Source organism: Streptomyces sp. Inha503, assembly GCF_047215865.1.
In the GTDB taxonomy this organism is placed as follows: Bacteria; Actinomycetota; Actinomycetes; order Streptomycetales; family Streptomycetaceae; genus Streptomyces; species Streptomyces lycopersici.
In genome coordinates this window covers 8,458,639-8,474,515 of record NZ_CP178360.1, presented here as the reverse complement: position 1 = coordinate 8,474,515, position 15,877 = coordinate 8,458,639, and the positions used below count along the sequence as shown (strand labels likewise).

The following is a 15,877-nucleotide window of genomic DNA, read 5'->3' as shown; positions in this document are numbered from 1 at the left end:
CTGGGGAATTCGGCGCACGAGCTGGGGAAGAGGGGCCGTATCCGTGAGCGATGACGGTGATCTGATCACGCGTCCGCCCTTCCGCGATCCGCCCTTCCGCGATCCACGGCTGCCGGTGCGTGCCCGCGTCGAGGATCTGCTGGCCCGGCTCACGCTGGATGAGCGGATCGCGATGCTCCACCAGTACGCGCCCGGAGTGGAACGGCTCGGCCTCGCGCCCTTCCGCACCGGGCAGGAGGCGCTCCACGGCGTCGCCTGGATGGGCCCTGCGACCGTCTTCCCCCAGGCCGTAGGGCTCGGTGCGACCTGGAACCCGGAGCTGGTGCGGCGCGTCGGCGAGGCGGTCGGCCGCGAGGCACGGGCCATGCGCGCACGCGATCCGCGGGTGGGCCTCAATGTGTGGTCGCCGACGGTGAATCCGCTGCGCGATCCGCGCTGGGGCCGCAACGAGGAGGGGTACGCCGAGGATCCGTACCTCACCTCGGCCCTGGCCACGGCCTACACCCGCGGACTGCGCGGCGACCACCCGGACCGCTGGCGCACCGCGCCCGTCCTCAAGCACTGGCTGGCGCACAACAACGAGACCGACCGGGACACCACCTCCTCCTCGGTGCGGCCGCGGGTGCTGCACGAATACGATCTGGCGGCCTTCCGCGGGGCGGTGCGGGCGGGCGCGGTGGCCGGGGTGATGCCCGCGTACAACCTGGTCAACGGGCGGCCCAACCACGTCTCCCCGTATCTGCGCGAGCACTTGCGCGCCTGGACCGACCAGGAGCTGGTGGTCTGCTCCGACGCGGGCGCGCCGTCCAACCTGGTCGACTCCGAGCACTACTTCGACACCCATGAGGAGGCCATCGCGGCGGCCCTGCGGGCGGGGGTGGACAGCTTCACCGACCACGACCAGAACCCGTCGAAGACGATCGCGCGGGTGCGGGGCGCGCTGGCGCGCGGGCTGATCGACGTGTCCACGGTGGACACGGCGGTGCGGCGGCTGCTGGGGATGCGGTGTGCGCTGGGCGAGTTCGACGGGCCCGGCGGGCAGCCAAAGGAACTCGACGGTGCCTTCGACACCCCCGCCCATCGGGCGCTCGCCCTGGAGGCGGCCGAACAGGCCGTCGTTCTCCTCACCAACGACGGTCTGCTGCCGCTCTCCGAGAGCGCCGTCCGCACCCTCGCGGTCGTCGGTCCGCTCGCCGACGAGTGCAAGCTGGACTGGTACAGCGGCAGCCTGATCCGCCGCGGTTCGCCGCGCGAGGCGCTGGCCGAACGGCTCGGCGCGGACCGGGTGGTGTTCGCGGACGGCCTGGACACCGTACGGCTGCGCACGGCGGCCGGTTGGGTGCGGGTGCCGGACCCGGCGGCGGAGGACGAGGGTCCGGAGCCATCGGGTTCGCTCGACCCGGCGCGTACGGAGGGCCGTACCGATCCGCCGCCGCTGACCGTCGGCGGCACCCCCACCGATCTGTCCCTGGCCGACTGGGGCGGCGGTGTGCTCACCCTGCGCGCGCCCTCCGGCCGCTATCTGACCGTGGCCCAGGACGGCTTCGTCCGCGCGGCGGCGGAGCAGCCCGGGGGCTGGGTGGTCCAGGAGACGTTCACGCTCGAAGCGCACCCCGACGGACACCTCCTCAGGCACCTGGGGACGGGCGGCTACGTCTGTGTCGCCGCGGGCGGGCTGAAGGTTGCCGAACGTGACGGCGGCGAGGAGGGGACCGGGACCGTCTTCCGGCTGGAGGTCGTCGAGCGCGGCGAGGACGCGGTGGCCCGCGCCGCCGCGCGGGCGGACGCCGTGGTGGTCGTGGCGGGCAACGACCCGCACATCGGCGGCCGGGAGACCGAGGACCGCACCACTCTCGCCCTGCCCGCCCAGCAGCGGCGGCTGTGGCGCGCGGCCCACGCCGCCAATCCGCGGACCGCACTGGTGCTGACCTCGAGCTATCCGTACGCGGTCGCGGAGGCGGCCGATGCGCTGCCCGCGCTGCTGTGGACGGCGCACGGCGGCCAGGCGGCGGGCACGGCGCTGGCCCGGGTGCTGTTCGGGGACGTCTCACCGGCGGGGCGGCTACCGCAGACCTGGTACGCCTCCGACCACGATCTGCCCGATCCGCTCGACTACGACATCATCGCCTCGCGCGCCACCTATCTGTACTTCGACGGCGCCCCGCTCTTCCCCTTCGGGCACGGCCTGTCGTACACCGCCTTCGCCTACGGCGAGCTGTCGGTGCGGCGGGAGGCGGGGCTGACCGTGGAGTGCGAGGTAGCCAACTCCGGTCCGTGCGACGGCGAGGAGGTCGTGCAGATCTACGCGAGCGCCCCGGGGTCGCGGGTCCCGCTGCCGCACCGCCGGCTCATCGCCCATCGCAGGGTGCGGCTGCGCCGGGGTGAGAGGGTACGGCTGTTCTTCACGGTGCCGGTCGAGGACGCGCTGGGCTTCTGGGACGTGGCGCACGGCCGCTGGACCGTCGACCCGGGGACGTACGAGATCCACGCGGGCGCGTCCAGCGCGGACCTCCGCGCCACCGCCACCGTGACCGTCGAGGGCCCGCCGCCCCCGCCTCGCCCGGTGCTGCGGCGCGGTCTGGAGGCCGCGGACTACGACGCGGCGGACGGGATCGTGCTGGTGGACCGCGCCAAGGTCCACGGGGACGCGGTGGCCTGCCGTGACGACGCGGTCGGCCGACTGCTCTTCCGCGCCTGCGACTTCGGCGCGGGGGCCATGGCGATGACGGTCGAGGCCGCGTACGACTCCGCCGGGGCGGAGCATGACGCGATGGTCGAGGCGCACCTCGCCGACGGCACCACCCTGGCCACCGCCGCCGTCCCGCCCACCGGCGGCCGCTACCTCTACACCACGGTCCGCGCCGCCCTGCCCACACCGCCGACCGGCGTGCACGACCTTCACATCACGCTGCGCGGCGGCGGCCTGAGACTGGCCCGTCTCGGCTTCTCCGGTTGAGGGTCCGGAGTGGCCGGGACGGGTCAACCCCATGCGCTCTCATGCGCCGGGCCCTTCTCGTGGCGGGGCCCTTCTCGTGGCGGGGCCCGGCGGTGGGTGGATCAGAGGTCGAGGCCGGTGAGGACCATGACCCGCTCGTAGGTGTAGTCCTCCATCGCGTACCGCACGCCCTCGCGGCCGACGCCGGACCTCTTGGCGCCGCCGTAGGGCATCTGGTCGGCACGGTACGAGGGCACATCGCCGACGATCACGCCGCCGACCTCCAGCGCGCGGTGGGCACGGAAGGCGGTCTGCACCTCGCGGGTGAAGACGCCCGCCTGGAGGCCGTACTTGGAGTCGTTGACGGCCGCGAACGCCTCGTCCTCGTCCGCCACCTTGTGCAGGGTGAGCACCGGTCCGAAGATCTCCTCGCAGGAGACGGCGACATCGGCGGGGACGTCCGCGAGCACGGTCGGGGCGTAGCTCGAGCCCTCGCGCTTGCCGCCGGTGAGCAGCTTCGCGCCGGCCCGGACGGCCTCGTCCACCCAGGCCTCGACGCGCTTGGCGGCGTCCTCGCTGATCAGCGGGCCGACATCGGTGGCGTCCTCGGTCGGGTCGCCGGTGGCCTGCGCCTCGACGGCCGCGACGATCTTCGGCACGAGCTCCTCGTAGACGGACGCGTCCGCGATCACCCGCTGTACGGAGATGCAGGACTGTCCGCCCTGGTAGTTGGAGAAGGTGCCGATGCGGGTGGCCGCCCAGTCGAGGTCGGCGTCGGCGGCGTAGTCCGACAGCACGACCGCGGCGCCGTTCCCGCCGAGCTCCAGGGTGCAGTGCTTGAGCGGCACCGACTCCTTGATCGCGTAGCCGACCTTCTCCGAACCGGTGAAGGAGATGACCGGCAGCCGCTCGTCCTGGACCAGCGCGGGCATCCGGTCGTTGGGCACCGTAAGGACGCTCCAGGAGCCCGCCGGGAGCTCGGTCTCGGCCAGCAGTTCGCCGAGGACCAGCGCGGACAGCGGGGTCGCGGGAGCCGGCTTGAGGATGATCGGCGTGCCGACGGCGAGCGCCGGGGCGACCTTGTGGGCGCTGAGGTTCAGCGGGAAGTTGAACGGCGCGATGCCGAGGACGGTGCCGCGCGGGAAGCGGCGGGTCAGCGCGAGCCGCCCGGTGCCACCGGCGTCGGTGTCCAGCCGCTGGGCGTCCCCGCTGTTGAAGCGGCGGGCCTCCTCGGCCGCGAACCGGAAGACGGACACGGCGCGGCCCACCTCGCCGCGCGCCCACTTGATCGGCTTGCCGTTCTCGTCCGAGATCAGCCGGGCGATCTCCTCGCCGCGCTCGGCGATACGGCGCGACACATGGTCCAGCGCAGCGGCCCGGACGTGCGCGGGGGTCGCGGCGAACTCCTCGCGTACCGCGTCGGCCGCGGCGACGGCCTCCTCGATCTGCGCATCGGTGGGAACGCTCACCACGCCGACGCGGCGGCCGTCCCAGGGCGAGGTGACCTCGATCGTGCTCTCGCCCGTCGCCTTGCGGCCGGCGAGCCAGAACGCGTGGGTGACAGCTTCGTGTGTGTCTGGCACAGCGGATCCCGACCCTTCTGAAGTGGTGTCTCTCCTCCCACCGTAGGCGCGCCCGGCCTGCTCGGTGTTTGTCCGAGGCGTAGCAGTCGGGCGCGCGGGCGCTACGCAATGGCGTGCCGGAATGGGGAGGGATCGGGAGGAGGGGGTTGTGGGTGGTGACCGGGGTGGGACGGCCGGGGCGTTGATCGGGAAGAGTCGACGGCTCGGGGCGGAGGTGGGGGACGGAGGAGGGCGGAGGTGGAGGCGGTTCAGGCCGAGGTGCCGGGGGCCGTGGCCTTGAGGGCCAGCCAGAGCTCCATGCGGACGTCCGGGTCGTCCAGCGAGCGGCCCAGGATCTCCTCCACGCGGCGCATCCGGTAACGCAGGGTGTGCCGGTGGACGCCGAGGTCGGCGGCGGCCGCGTCCCACTGGCCGTGCCGGGAGAGCCAGGCGCGCAGCGAGGCGACCAGATCGCCCCGGCCGGTGGCGTCGTGCTCGTGCAGGGCGCGCAGCATGCCGTCGGCGAACGCCCTGACGGCGTCGTCGGCGAGCAGGGGCAGTACCGAACCCGCCGCCACCTGCTCGTGCTCGACCAGCATCCGGCCGCGGCGGCGCGCCACCGACAGCGCCTGCTCCGCCTGGCGGTAGGCGGTCGCGGCGGCGATGGGGCCCGCGGGGGCGGACAGCCCGATGACGAGCTCGTCGCCGCGGGACGCGGCGCCCGCGGCGCGGTCGCGGGGGCGGGCCTTCGTACCCCGGCGCGCCTCGACGGCCCGGGCGTGCTCGGCACATGCCGCGACCGCCGCCCCGCCGTCGGGGGCCAGCACCATGAGCCGCTCGCCGTCGGGCACGACCAGCACCGACTCGCCGATACGGGCCGCGGCCGCCTCCATGGTGTCGATGAGCGTGCCGAGGGGGTCGGTCTCCCCGGCCTCACCCGCGGCCGTGGTGGTGGCCTCCGTGGGGTGTTGCGCGGGGGCGTCGTCCGCGGTGGAGGGCGCCGCGTGGGCCTGCTGGGCCGTACCACCGGACGGCACCTCGGCGACCAGCATCCGGAACGGCGCGTCGAGCAGCCCGCCGTACAGCCGCCCGGCGACCGCCCGCGCATGATCGGGCTCGCCCGCGAGCAGCATCCGCAGCACGGCGGCGCCGAGCCGCTGCTCGGCCTCCTGGAGGGCGCGGGAACGCTCGGTGGTCAGGGTCAGCAGCGCGACCGCGGAGTGCACGGCGTAGCGCTCGGCGGTGCCCAGCGGCGCGCCCGTGCCGACCGCGAGCACCCCACGCGTACGGCGTCCGGTGCCCAGCGACTGGAGCTCCACCCGGTCGGCGACGGCCGACTCCTCGGCCGGTTCCGCGCCCGTGGCCCCGGCCGGTCCGCAGCCCCCGCCGACCACGATGCTCGCGGGGCCGGGGCGGGAGCGCAGCCGCTCGACGTCGGCGGTGAGCCGGGCGGCGCGGCGCGCGGCCCAGTCGGGGGCGGCGGCGACCACGGCGCCGGAGACGTCGTAGAGCGCGGCCCAGCCGTCGACGTGGGCGGCGAGCCGGGCGAGCAGCGCGGCGGGCCCCTCGGCGCCGATGGCGGCGCGGGTCAGCTCGCGCTGCGCCTCGAACCCGGCCGTCACGGCCCGGTACTGGTCCGCGGCTATCGCCGCGGAGACGGCCTTGCTGATCGCGATGAACGGGGTGCGGCGGGGAACGCCGAGCAGTGGCAGCCCCTCCTCCTTGGCCGCCGTGGCGAGCGCGGGCGGCACCTCGGCGTAGTTGACGCCGAGCGCGAAGCCGAGCCCCACGACGCCCGCGCCCACCAGCCGCCGCACATAGCGGCTCATCTCCTCCGGGTCATCCGCCTCGATCTGCATCGCGGTGATCAGGAGCAGTTCGCCGCCGTCCATATAGGGCACGGGGTCGGGCAGCTCGCTGACATGCGCCCAGCGCACGGGCGTCTCCAGCCGGTCCTCACCCGCGAGGACGGACAGCTTGAGGCCGGGGTGGCGGACGAGCGAGGCGAGCGTGGGAGGCATGGCACCTTCGAAGCGAATGCGACGACTTGCGACGACTTCACCGTCCCGTATGAACGGCTACTGCCGATTCTGCCTCAATGGAGGAAAACGCGGAATTGACGACCTGATTTCGCCACGGGTATGGCCGTGACGCTGCGGTGTCCGGCTGCCCCGGCCGCCCCGGCCGCCCTGAGCCGACGGCCGCCGGTCACCCGCGCAGATCCACCAGCACCGGGGGCCCGCCCTCGCCCCTTACGGAGGTCACCGACAGCACCGCGTGCCCCGGGGGTACCGCATGGGCCAGCTCCGAAGCGGACCAGCGCTCGCGCTCCACCGTCCGTACGGTCACCGACTGCGTGGTCACGGCCTTGCCGGTGGCGACCTTACGGATGAAGTGCAGCACCTTGGTGAGCGGCTCATCGGCGATGATCTGCCGGTCGGTGACGTCGCGGGTCTCGACCCACTCCGTCCCCCACACCTCGGCGAACCGCGCCCCGTCCCAGGTCGTCACCCCGGCACAGGCCATCCGGCAGCCGACCGCGCCGAGCAGCGCGCTGCGCAGCGACTCGGGCACGTCGTCGAGGGTCCGGAGGGTGAGCACGGCGCCCGCGTGGGCGGAGCGGAGCCGCTGGATGCCGCGCAGGGCCTCGGGGGTGATGGTGTGCGAGGCGTCGTCCAGGACGAGGCAGGCGAACAGCGAACGGTCGGCCCGGCCCACGGCGCACTCGGTGAACTGCGCCAGGACCAGCCGCGCGAGCATCCGCGACGCCTCCGCGTGGCCCCGCTCGGGCAGGTCGATACGGACCCGGAGGGGGTGTTCGAGGGCGCGGAGCGAGAACGGGCGGCGGTCGCCCGTGGTGTCGAAGAAATCGGCGAACGCGGGCCGGTCCAGCAGTGCGATCCGGTCCGCGAGCAGCGCGCCCACGTCCCCGGGCGCGCCCGACTGCCGGACCCGCGCCTCCAGCTCACGGGCCTGCGCCCGCTCCCCCGCCTCGTCCAGCGCCTCACGCAGCGCGTTGACGGCCGCCTTGGAACCGTCCAGCAGCTCCCGCAGATCCGGGACGGACGGGAAGCGGCCGTGGGCCGCGCGGTAGGGGCCGAGCAGCTGGGCCAGCGCGGTGGCGGCGCGCCGGCTGTCCCCGCCGGGCAGCGAGGCCGCCATGTCGCCGATCAGGGCCTCGGCGAGGATGCCCGCGGCCTCGTCGGGGTCGGTGGTGCCGCCGTAGAGGTCGAGGTCGTAGCCGGAGTCGGGCCGGCCGATCTTCACGACGACGTCGAACGCCTCATCCGCCCCGAGCCCGGCCCCCGCCGCCCCGACCGCCACGACGGCGACCTGCCCGGCGAGCGCCTGTAGACACAGCGACTCCACGACGGGCCGCACCACCCGCCCCGTCTTCCCCGAACCGGGCGGCCCGACGGCCAGCAGCGAGGTGCCGAGCACCTCGGGATCGAGGGCGAGCCCGACGCCGCGGTGCTGGTAAGGATTGCGGGGATCCTCAGGGGCGGTGCCGAGGCGGACCTGATGGGCGAGGAGATCATGCCGCGCCGTCCGGACGGGCAGATCCCGCGCCCCGGACGGATGGCCGAACGAGGCGGCGCCATGGCGCAGCACGGTGTCGGTGAACGAGGCGAGCGAATACCTCCCCGCCCGCACGGACTGCCAGGCGCGCTCGATCCGGGCGTGGTCGACGTCATTCATCGCCCCCGCCCGCGCGTCCGCCGCCAGCCGATCAGCCGCACTGTGCCCCCCCGCGGCCCGCAACTGCGGCCACTCCACCGGATCCCCCTCCGGCCGCCCCGCGGCTGCCACCTCAGGAGCGGGCTCATCCCAGGCCCGCCGGAAGAGGGGCGCGATGTAACGACGCCAGACCTCGGGCCAGTGGCCGACACGGCCGAAGATCACGGCGAGGACCCCTGCGAAGATGACCTGGTAGATACGCCAAGCCCAGACGAACGCCATCTTGTCGTCGCCTTCGACCCAGGACTCCGGCGTCAGCAAGTACAGCGGCCAGAGGTAGAAGCTGCCGAAGTACTCGTAATAGATCAGTGACCAGACCAGCCAGCCGCACAAACCCGAGATCAGGGCCCCGCCGAGCAGCCGCTGCCCCGGAATCCGATCCGGCTCCTCCGGTGCCTTCGGCTTGTGCTCGTACGTCCACACCCCCGGCGCCGCCTCGGACCGCGGAGCGCGCAGCCAGGCGACGAAGGACGGGCGGGCCGAGGGTGCGGGGACCGGAGGCGCTCCGGGGGCCGCCGGGGGCGCGGTCGGCGGCATCGGCGGTGGGGCAGCGGGAAAGGAAGGTGGGGATTGCGGGGGTGGGGGCGGGTTGTGGCGTGTGCTGCTTGGGTCGAACGTGCCCTCGGTGTCCATGTGCTGCCCCTTGCCCCCTGACCGGCTGTTCCTCGGCTTTCGCGCCATCGCTCAATCTAGTGTTCCCGCGCGGGGAGTTCAGCGACCCGGGCGGGCCCGTCTCGCTCGTGGGATCCGTAAGGCCGCCGTCGGGCTATGGCCGTCGCGGACAAGGAAACACGCGCAGTGCTCCCGAACGGAACATGCCTCATCCCTCGCCGCGCCCATAGCCTGCGACTAAAACCCCCTGTTCTTTCCCCTGGAGCCCGTCATGACCGAACTGTCCGGAGGCCCTGCCCTCCCCCAGGAGCGTCGCGTCGTCACCGCCATTCCCGGCCCGAAGTCGCAGGAGCTGCTCGCCCGTAAGAACGCGGCGGTCGCCGGTGGGGTGGGGAGTGTGCTGCCGGTCTTCACCGTGCGCGCGGGCGGCGGTGTGATCGAGGACGTGGACGGCAACTCGCTGATCGACTTCGGTTCCGGTATCGCCGTGACCTCCGTCGGCTCCTCCGCGGAGGCCGTCGTGCGCCGGGCGTCCGCGCAGCTGGCGGACTTCACGCACACCTGTTTCATGGTCACGCCGTACGAGGGCTATGTGGAGGTCTGCGAGGAGCTGGCCCGGCTCACGCCCGGCGACCACGCCAAGAAGTCGGCGCTGTTCAACTCGGGCGCCGAGGCGGTGGAGAACGCGGTGAAGATCGCCCGTTCGTACACCAAGCGCCAGGCGGTCGTCGTCTTCGACCACGGCTACCACGGCCGGACCAACCTCACCATGGCGCTCACCGCCAAGAACATGCCGTACAAGCACGGCTTCGGCCCCTTCGCGCCGGAGGTCTACCGCGTTCCGCTCGCCTACCCCTACCGCTGGCTGACCGGCCCGGAGAACTGCGCCGAGGAGGCCGCGGCCCAGGCCATCGACATGATCAGCAAGCAGATCGGGGCGGAGAACGTGGCCGCGATCATCATCGAGCCGGTCCTCGGCGAGGGCGGCTTCATCGAGCCCGCCAAGGGCTTCCTGCCCAGGATCGCGGAGTTCGCCAAGTCCAATGGCATCGTCTTCGTCGCGGACGAGATCCAGTCCGGCTTCTGCCGCACCGGCCAGTGGTTCGCCTGTGAGGACGAGGGCATCGTCCCGGACCTGATCACCACCGCCAAGGGCATCGCGGGCGGTCTGCCGCTGGCCGCCGTCACCGGCCGCGCGGAGATCATGGACGCGGCGCACTCCGGCGGCCTCGGCGGCACCTACGGCGGAAACCCGGTGGCGTGCGCGGCGGCGCTCGGCGCGATCGAGACGATGCGCGAGCTGGACCTCAACGCCAGGGCCAAGCGCATCGAGGAGGTCATGAAGGGCCGCCTCTCCGCGATGCGGGAGAAGTACGACATCATCGGCGACCTCCGCGGCCGCGGCGCCATGATCGCCATCGAACTCGTGAAGTCCGGCACCAAGGACCCCAACCCCGAGGCCACGGCCGCCGTCGCCAAGGCGTGCCACTCGGCCGGGCTGCTGGTGCTGACCTGCGGCACCTACGGCAATGTGCTGCGTTTCCTGCCGCCACTGGTGATCGGCGAGAACCTTCTGAACGAGGGTCTCGACATCCTCGAGAGCGCCTTCGCCGAGCTGTGACTGTGAGTGGCCGATGGGTGGCGTGAAGAAGATGTGCGGGGCCGATGACAGGTGGGTGATCGGTCTGTCGGGCGGGGCTTCGCTGCCGTACGGTCATTGCAGATGAGAGAAACACCCCGCTCGCAGGGGACTGCGGGCGATGCCGAGCCGGTGCTTCCCCAGCCCCGACCCGGCTGTGCCCTCGCGCACACCACTGGAGCCTCTGGCTCCGGATCTCCTCACCGATCGGACGGCCGCCCGCCCCAAACCCCCCGGGGCGCGCGGTACACCGATCGCCACGGCGGCCCCGGAACCACCCCCCCTGTTCCGGGGCCGCCGACTGTTCACTCCCCTTCCGCGCCACGGGCGCCCTTTCCCGCGCTCCGCACGCCCCTCACTCCCCTCGCACTGATCGTCTTGCTCGCGCTGTGCACCTGGCAGATCGCGGCCCATGGCCCGCTGCGCGGCTACGACGAACGGCTCGGCCGCGCGATCGCCGGCTCGGCGCTCCCCTCCCCCGTCGCCGAGTTCCTCGCCGACCTCGGCAACACGGCGGTGGCGGTCCCCGTCCTCGCCGTCGCCCTCGGCTGGGCGGCGTGGTGCGCCCGGCGTGCGGAAGAACCGCGCTGGTGGCTGCCACCGCTGGCCGCCGCGGTGGCGATGGCGGCGGTTCCGGCGCTGGTGGTTCCGTTCAAGGCGCTGATCGACCGCCCCGGCCCGCCCGGGCCGCTGGCGGACGAGACCGGATTCTTTCCCTCCGGCCATGCCGCGACGGCCGCCGTCGCCTACGGCGCGGCGGCGCTGCTGCTCCACCCCCTCCTGCGCCCGCGGCTCCGGCGGCCCCTCCTGGTGGCCGTCGCGGTGCTGAACCTCGCCGTGGCCGCCGGGCTGGTCAGGCGCGGCTACCACTGGCCGCTGGACACCGTCGCGAGCTGGTGTCTGTCCGGTCTGCCGCTGTGGACGGTGCTCAGGATCGGCCGATTGAGCCACGGCGGTCCGTAAAACCCCAGCCCCGACAAGCCGCGGTCACCCCGGGCCGCGCGGAACGGCCCGGGGTGACCCGACGAGGTTCCGGCCTCAGCTGTCGAACCCCAGCCCCACCTTGTCCATCGCCTTCAGCCACAGATTGCGGCGCCCACCGTTCCCGTCGGCCCGGGTCATGGACCACTGCGTGATCCCGATGCCCGCCCACCGCACCGGTTCCGGCGGGAAGGGCAGGGGCTTGCTGCGGACCATCTCCAGGCGGGTGCGCTCGGTGCGCTCACCGGCGAGCAGGTCGAGCATCACCTCGGCGCCGAACCGGGTCGCCCCGACGCCCAGGCCCGTATAGCCGAGCGCGTACGCCACCCTCCCCCCGTGCGCGCTGCCGAAGAACGCGGAGAAGCGCGAGCAGGTGTCGATGGCGCCGCCCCAGGCGTGGCTGAAGCGCACGCCCTCCAGCTGCGGGAAGCAGCGGAAGAAGTGCTGGGCGAGGGTGCGGTAGGTGGCGGGGTGGTGGTCGTATTCGGCGCGCACCCGGCCGCCGTAGCGGTAGATGACGTCGTACCCGCCCCACAGGATGCGCTGGTCGGCGGTGAGCCGGAAGTAGTGGAAGTGGTTGGCGGTGTCGCTGAGTCCCTGCCTGCCCCGCCAGCCGATCGCGTCGAGCTGCTCCTGGTCAAGGGGCTCGGTCATCAGCGCGTGATCGTAGACGGGGGTGATGTACGGGCGGACGCGGCGCACCAGCGCGGGGAAGGCGTTGGTGGCCAGCGCCACCTGGCGGGCGCGCACCCGGCCGTAGGGGGTGCGGACGGCCATCGCCGCCCCCGTGCTCGCCAGCCGTTCGGCCGGGGTGTGTTCGTAGATCCGTACGCCCAGCTCGGCGCAGGCCCGCGCCAGGCCCCAGGCGAGCTTGGCGGGGTGCAGCATGGCCACGCCGCGGCGGTCCCACAGCCCGGCCAGGAAGGTGGGCGAGTCGACCTCGGCGCGCACCGCGTCGCGGTCGAGGAACTCCTGCTCGCCGACGCCGATTTCGGCCGCCAGCTGGGCGGCCTCGCGCAACTCCGCCACCTGGTGCGGCTCGGTGGCCACATCGATCTCGCCGGTGCGCTCGAAGTCGCAGTCGATGCCGTAGCGCTCGACGGCGGACTCGATGGCGTCGAGGTTGTGGTGGCCGAGCCGTTCGAGTTCGGCCAGCTCATCGGGCCAGCGGGCGGCGCCGTTGCCGAGGCCGTGGGTGAGGGAGGCGGCGCAGAAGCCGCCGTTGCGCCCGGAGGCGGCCCAGCCGATCTCCTGGCCCTCGACCAGGACCACCTCGCGGTCGGGGTCGCGCTCCTTGGCGATCAGGGCGGTCCACAGTCCGCTGTAGCCGCCGCCGACGACGAGCAGATCGCACCGCTCCTCCCCGACGAGGGCGGGGCGGGGGCCTGGCCTGCCGGGGTCGTCCAGCCAGTACGGCCGGTACGCGGCCCCGGCCAGGGCCTTGAGTGCGGACGGGGTGGGGGCACCCTCGCCCCCGGACGAGCGGGTCATGGCGTCCGTGGCCATGGTTCTCAGCTCCTCTTGCGGCGGGCGCCGGCCAGTTGGCCGACGAGAACGCACAACACCGCGACCGCGAACATCGCCGTTCCGATCACATTGATCTGCACGGGCGTGCCGCGCTGTGCGGATCCCCAGACGAACATGGGGAAGGTCACGGTCGAGCCGGCGTTGAAGTTGGTGATGATGAAGTCGTCGAAGGAGAGCGCGAAGGACAGCAGCGCGCCCGCGGCGATCCCGGGCGCGGCGATCGGCAGGGTGACGCGCAGGAAGGTCTGCGCCGGGGAGGCGTAGAGGTCCTGGGCGGCCTGTTCCAGCCGGGGGTCCATGGACATCACCCGCGCCTTGACGGCCGTCACCACGAAGCTCAGGCAGAACATGATGTGGGCGATGAGGATCGTCCAGAAGCCGAAGTCCACGCCCATGTTGAGGAAGAGGGTGGCCAGCGAGGCGGCCATCACGACCTCGGGCATCGCCATCGGCAGGAAGATCAGGCTGTTGACCGCGGGGCGGGCTCGGAAGCGGTAGCGGGCCAGCGCGAAGGAGATCATCGTGCCGAGGACGGTCGCGCCGATCGTCGCCCATATCGCGATCTTCAGGCTGAGCGAGAGCGAGCCGCACAGGTCGGCGACGCCGCACGGATCGGTCCAGGCGTCGGTGGAGAACCGCTGCCATTCGTAGTTGAACCGGCCGTTGGGCTTGTTGAAGGAGAAGACCAGGACGACGACGTTGGGCAGGATCAGATACGCGAGGGTGCCGAGCCCCGCGATGACCACCAGGTTCCGCCGTATCCAGCGCGTCAGGGCCGTCACACCAGGTCCTCCGTCCCGGACTTGCGGATGTAGACGGTGACCATCGTGAGGATGGCCGCCATGAGGATGAAGGACAGCGCTGCCGCCGTCGGGTAGTCCAGCACCCGCAGGAACTGCGACTGGATGACGTTGCCGATCATCTTCTGGTCGGTGGAGCCCAGCAGTTCGGCGTTGATGTAGTCGCCCGCGGCGGGGATGAAGGTGAGCAGCGTGCCCGCGACGACGCCCGGCATGGACAGCGGGAAGGTCACCTTCCGGAAGATGGTGATGGGGCGGGCGTAGAGATCTCCGGCGGCCTCGTGCAGCCGGGGGTCGATGCGCTCCAGGGAGGTGTAGAGCGGAAGGATCATGAAGGGCAGGAAGTTGTACGTCAGCCCGCAGACCACCGCGAGCGGCGTGGCCAGCACCCGCTGCCCCTCGGTGATCCCCAGATAGCTGGTGACGTCCAGCAGGTGCAGCGAGTTGAGCGCGCCCACCACCGGGCCGCTGTCGGCCAGGATCGTCTTCCAGGCGAGGGTGCGGATCAGGAAGCTGGTGAAGAACGGCGCGATGACCAGGATCATCACCAGGTTGCGCCAGCGCCCCGCCCGGAAGGCGATGAGGTACGCGAGCGGATAGCCGAGCAGCAGGCACAGCACGGTGGCGGTGGCGGCGTAGAGCACCGAGCGCAGGAAGTGCGGGTAGTACTCGGTGAGCGCGTCCCAGTAGGTCTGGAAGTGCCAGGTGACCTTGAAGCCCTCTTCGAGGGAGCCGGTCTGCACGGAGGTCGACGCCTGGTAGATCAGCGGCGCGGCGAAGAAGATCAGCAGCCAGAGGATGCCGGGGAGCAGCAGCCAGTAGGGCACCAGGCGCTTGCGGACGGCGGGCTTGACCAGGGGTGGCTTCTGCACGGGCCCGGCCGCCGGCGGCGCGTCGGGAGTCGCGGTGGCCGTCATGGGGCCTCCTCGTCCAGCTCCGTACCGGCGTCGATGTCCTGGGCCGCGTCGAGGCCGAAGGTGTGGGCGGGGTTCCAGTGCAGGACGACCTCGGCGCCGGGGACGAGCCGGGCGTCGCGCTCGATGTTCTGCTCGTAGACGGTGATCTCGGGGCAGTCCGGGGTGGTGATGAGGTACTGGGTGGAGACGCCGATGAAGCTGGAGTCGACGATCCGCCCGGTGATCCGGTTGCGCCCCTCGGGGATGGTCCCGGCGTCCTCGGCATGGGCCAGGGTGATCTTCTCGGGACGCACCCCCACCAGCAGTTTCCCACCCGTGCGAACGGGGGCGCTACATCGGTCGGCGGGCAGGGCGAGCTTGCCGCCGGCGGCGGTGAGCACGAGGTCCCCGCCGCTCTTGTCGGTGATCTCGGCCTCGATGAGGTTGGAGGTGCCGAGGAAGTTGGCGACGAAGGTGGTGCCGGGGTTCTCGTAGAGCTCGGCGGGGGCGCCGCGCTGCTCGACCCGGCCGCCGTTCATCACCGCGACCGTGTCGGCCATGGTCATGGCCTCCTCCTGGTCGTGGGTGACATGGATGAAGGTGATGCCGACCTCGGTCTGGATGCGCTTGAGCTCCAGCTGCATCTGACGGCGCAGCTTGAGGTCCAGCGCGCCCAGCGGCTCGTCGAGCAGCAGCACCCTGGGGTGGTTGATCAGGGCGCGGGCGACCGCGACGCGCTGCTGCTGGCCGCCGGAGAGCTGCTGCGGTTTGCGGCGGGCGAAGTCACCGAGCTGGACCAGCTCCAGCATCTCCTCGACCTGCTTCTTCACCGATTTGACGCCGCGCCGGCGCAGTCCGAAGGCGACGTTCTCGAAGATGTCGAGGTGCGGGAAGAGGGCGTAGCTCTGGAAGACGGTGTTGACGGGCCGCTTGTGGGGCGGGAGGACGGTGATGTCCTCACCGGCCAGCTGGACGGTCCCGGTGGTGGGGTCCTCCAGGCCCGCGATCATGCGCAGGGTGGTGGTCTTGCCGCAGCCGGAGGCGCCGAGCAGCGCGAAGAAGGAGCCGGCGGGTATGTGCAGATCGAGCGGGTGGACGGCGGTGAAGGACCCGTAGGTCTTGCTGATCCGGTCGAGCCGGACGTCGCCGCCGGAGGTGGGCTGGGTCATGGCGGTGCGCTTCCTCGC

The 15,877-nt window shown here is 72.5% G+C and carries 10 protein-coding genes; 3 read left to right on the top strand and 7 right to left on the bottom strand.

From position 1 onward, the window contains the following. The first annotated feature begins 43 nt into the window (after positions 1 to 43). A complete protein-coding gene (locus ACJX2R_RS36075) occupies positions 44 to 2,956 on the top strand; it encodes a glycoside hydrolase family 3 C-terminal domain-containing protein (protein ID WP_413103505.1) in 2,913 nt (970 codons plus the stop codon). A gap of 101 nt (positions 2,957 to 3,057) precedes the next feature. Here ACJX2R_RS36075 and ACJX2R_RS36070 read toward each other — a convergent pair whose 3' ends face one another. The 3 genes from ACJX2R_RS36070 to ACJX2R_RS36060 all read right to left on the bottom strand — a co-directional run bounded on the left by ACJX2R_RS36070 (position 3,058) and on the right by ACJX2R_RS36060 (position 8,868). Beyond that, positions 3,058 to 4,518 carry an aldehyde dehydrogenase family protein gene (locus ACJX2R_RS36070; protein WP_413103504.1) on the bottom strand — a complete coding sequence of 487 codons (1,461 nt, stop codon included), beginning with the start codon at positions 4,516 to 4,518 and terminating at the stop codon, positions 3,058 to 3,060. Positions 4,519 to 4,766: 248 nt separating this feature from the next. Then, on the bottom strand, positions 4,767 to 6,518 hold the full coding sequence (locus ACJX2R_RS36065; protein WP_413103503.1) for a PucR family transcriptional regulator: 1,752 nt from the start codon (positions 6,516 to 6,518) through the stop codon (positions 4,767 to 4,769). Between the two features lie 187 nt (positions 6,519 to 6,705). After that, a complete protein-coding gene (locus ACJX2R_RS36060; protein WP_413103502.1) occupies positions 6,706 to 8,868 on the bottom strand; it encodes an ATP-binding protein in 2,163 nt (720 codons plus the stop codon). Between the two features lie 250 nt (positions 8,869 to 9,118). Here ACJX2R_RS36060 and gabT point away from each other — a divergent pair, with 250 nt between their 5' ends. Continuing rightward, positions 9,119 to 10,468 carry a 4-aminobutyrate--2-oxoglutarate transaminase gene (gene gabT, locus ACJX2R_RS36055; protein ID WP_413103501.1) on the top strand — a complete coding sequence of 450 codons (1,350 nt, stop codon included), beginning with the start codon at positions 9,119 to 9,121 and terminating at the stop codon, positions 10,466 to 10,468. 102 nt (positions 10,469 to 10,570) lie between these two features. Beyond that, positions 10,571 to 11,449 carry a phosphatase PAP2 family protein gene (locus ACJX2R_RS36050; protein WP_413103500.1) on the top strand — a complete coding sequence of 293 codons (879 nt, stop codon included), beginning with the start codon at positions 10,571 to 10,573 and terminating at the stop codon, positions 11,447 to 11,449. 75 nt (positions 11,450 to 11,524) lie between these two features. Here the strand turns inward: ACJX2R_RS36050 and ACJX2R_RS36045 are convergent, their stop codons facing one another. The 4 genes from ACJX2R_RS36045 to ACJX2R_RS36030 are packed head-to-tail and all read right to left on the bottom strand — an operon-like array spanning position 11,525 to position 15,859. Next, positions 11,525 to 12,973, bottom strand: coding sequence for an NAD(P)/FAD-dependent oxidoreductase (locus ACJX2R_RS36045; RefSeq protein WP_413103499.1), 1,449 nt, complete (start codon positions 12,971 to 12,973; stop codon positions 11,525 to 11,527). Positions 12,974 to 12,978: 5 nt separating this feature from the next. Then, the gene (locus tag ACJX2R_RS36040) at positions 12,979 to 13,776 is read right to left on the bottom strand and encodes an ABC transporter permease (RefSeq protein ID WP_413103498.1); all 798 of its coding nucleotides are present in this window, start codon (positions 13,774 to 13,776) and stop codon (positions 12,979 to 12,981) included. Further along, positions 13,773 to 14,711 (bottom strand): ABC transporter permease, encoded by a 939-nt coding sequence (locus ACJX2R_RS36035; RefSeq protein WP_413103497.1) that lies wholly within the window; start codon positions 14,709 to 14,711, stop codon positions 13,773 to 13,775. The genes ACJX2R_RS36040 and ACJX2R_RS36035 overlap by 4 nt, the downstream gene beginning before the upstream one ends. After that, a complete protein-coding gene (locus tag ACJX2R_RS36030) occupies positions 14,708 to 15,859 on the bottom strand; it encodes an ABC transporter ATP-binding protein (RefSeq protein WP_413103496.1) in 1,152 nt (383 codons plus the stop codon). The genes ACJX2R_RS36035 and ACJX2R_RS36030 overlap by 4 nt, the downstream gene beginning before the upstream one ends. Positions 15,860 to 15,877 lie beyond the last annotated feature (18 nt).

What these genes read in the sequence shown, in the direction of transcription:
- ACJX2R_RS36060 (WP_413103502.1), bottom strand. Translation starts at nt 8,868, where the DNA reads ATGGACACCGAGGGCACGTTCGACCCAAGCAGCACACGCCACAACCCG.
- gabT (WP_413103501.1), top strand. Translation starts at nt 9,119, where the DNA reads ATGACCGAACTGTCCGGAGGCCCTGCCCTCCCCCAGGAGCGTCGCGTC.
- ACJX2R_RS36035 (WP_413103497.1), bottom strand. Translation starts at nt 14,711, where the DNA reads ATGACGGCCACCGCGACTCCCGACGCGCCGCCGGCGGCCGGGCCCGTG.
- ACJX2R_RS36045 (WP_413103499.1), bottom strand. Translation starts at nt 12,973, where the DNA reads ATGGCCACGGACGCCATGACCCGCTCGTCCGGGGGCGAGGGTGCCCCC.
- ACJX2R_RS36030 (WP_413103496.1), bottom strand. Translation starts at nt 15,859, where the DNA reads ATGACCCAGCCCACCTCCGGCGGCGACGTCCGGCTCGACCGGATCAGC.
- ACJX2R_RS36065 (WP_413103503.1), bottom strand. Translation starts at nt 6,518, where the DNA reads ATGCCTCCCACGCTCGCCTCGCTCGTCCGCCACCCCGGCCTCAAGCTG.
- ACJX2R_RS36050 (WP_413103500.1), top strand. Translation starts at nt 10,571, where the DNA reads ATGAGAGAAACACCCCGCTCGCAGGGGACTGCGGGCGATGCCGAGCCG.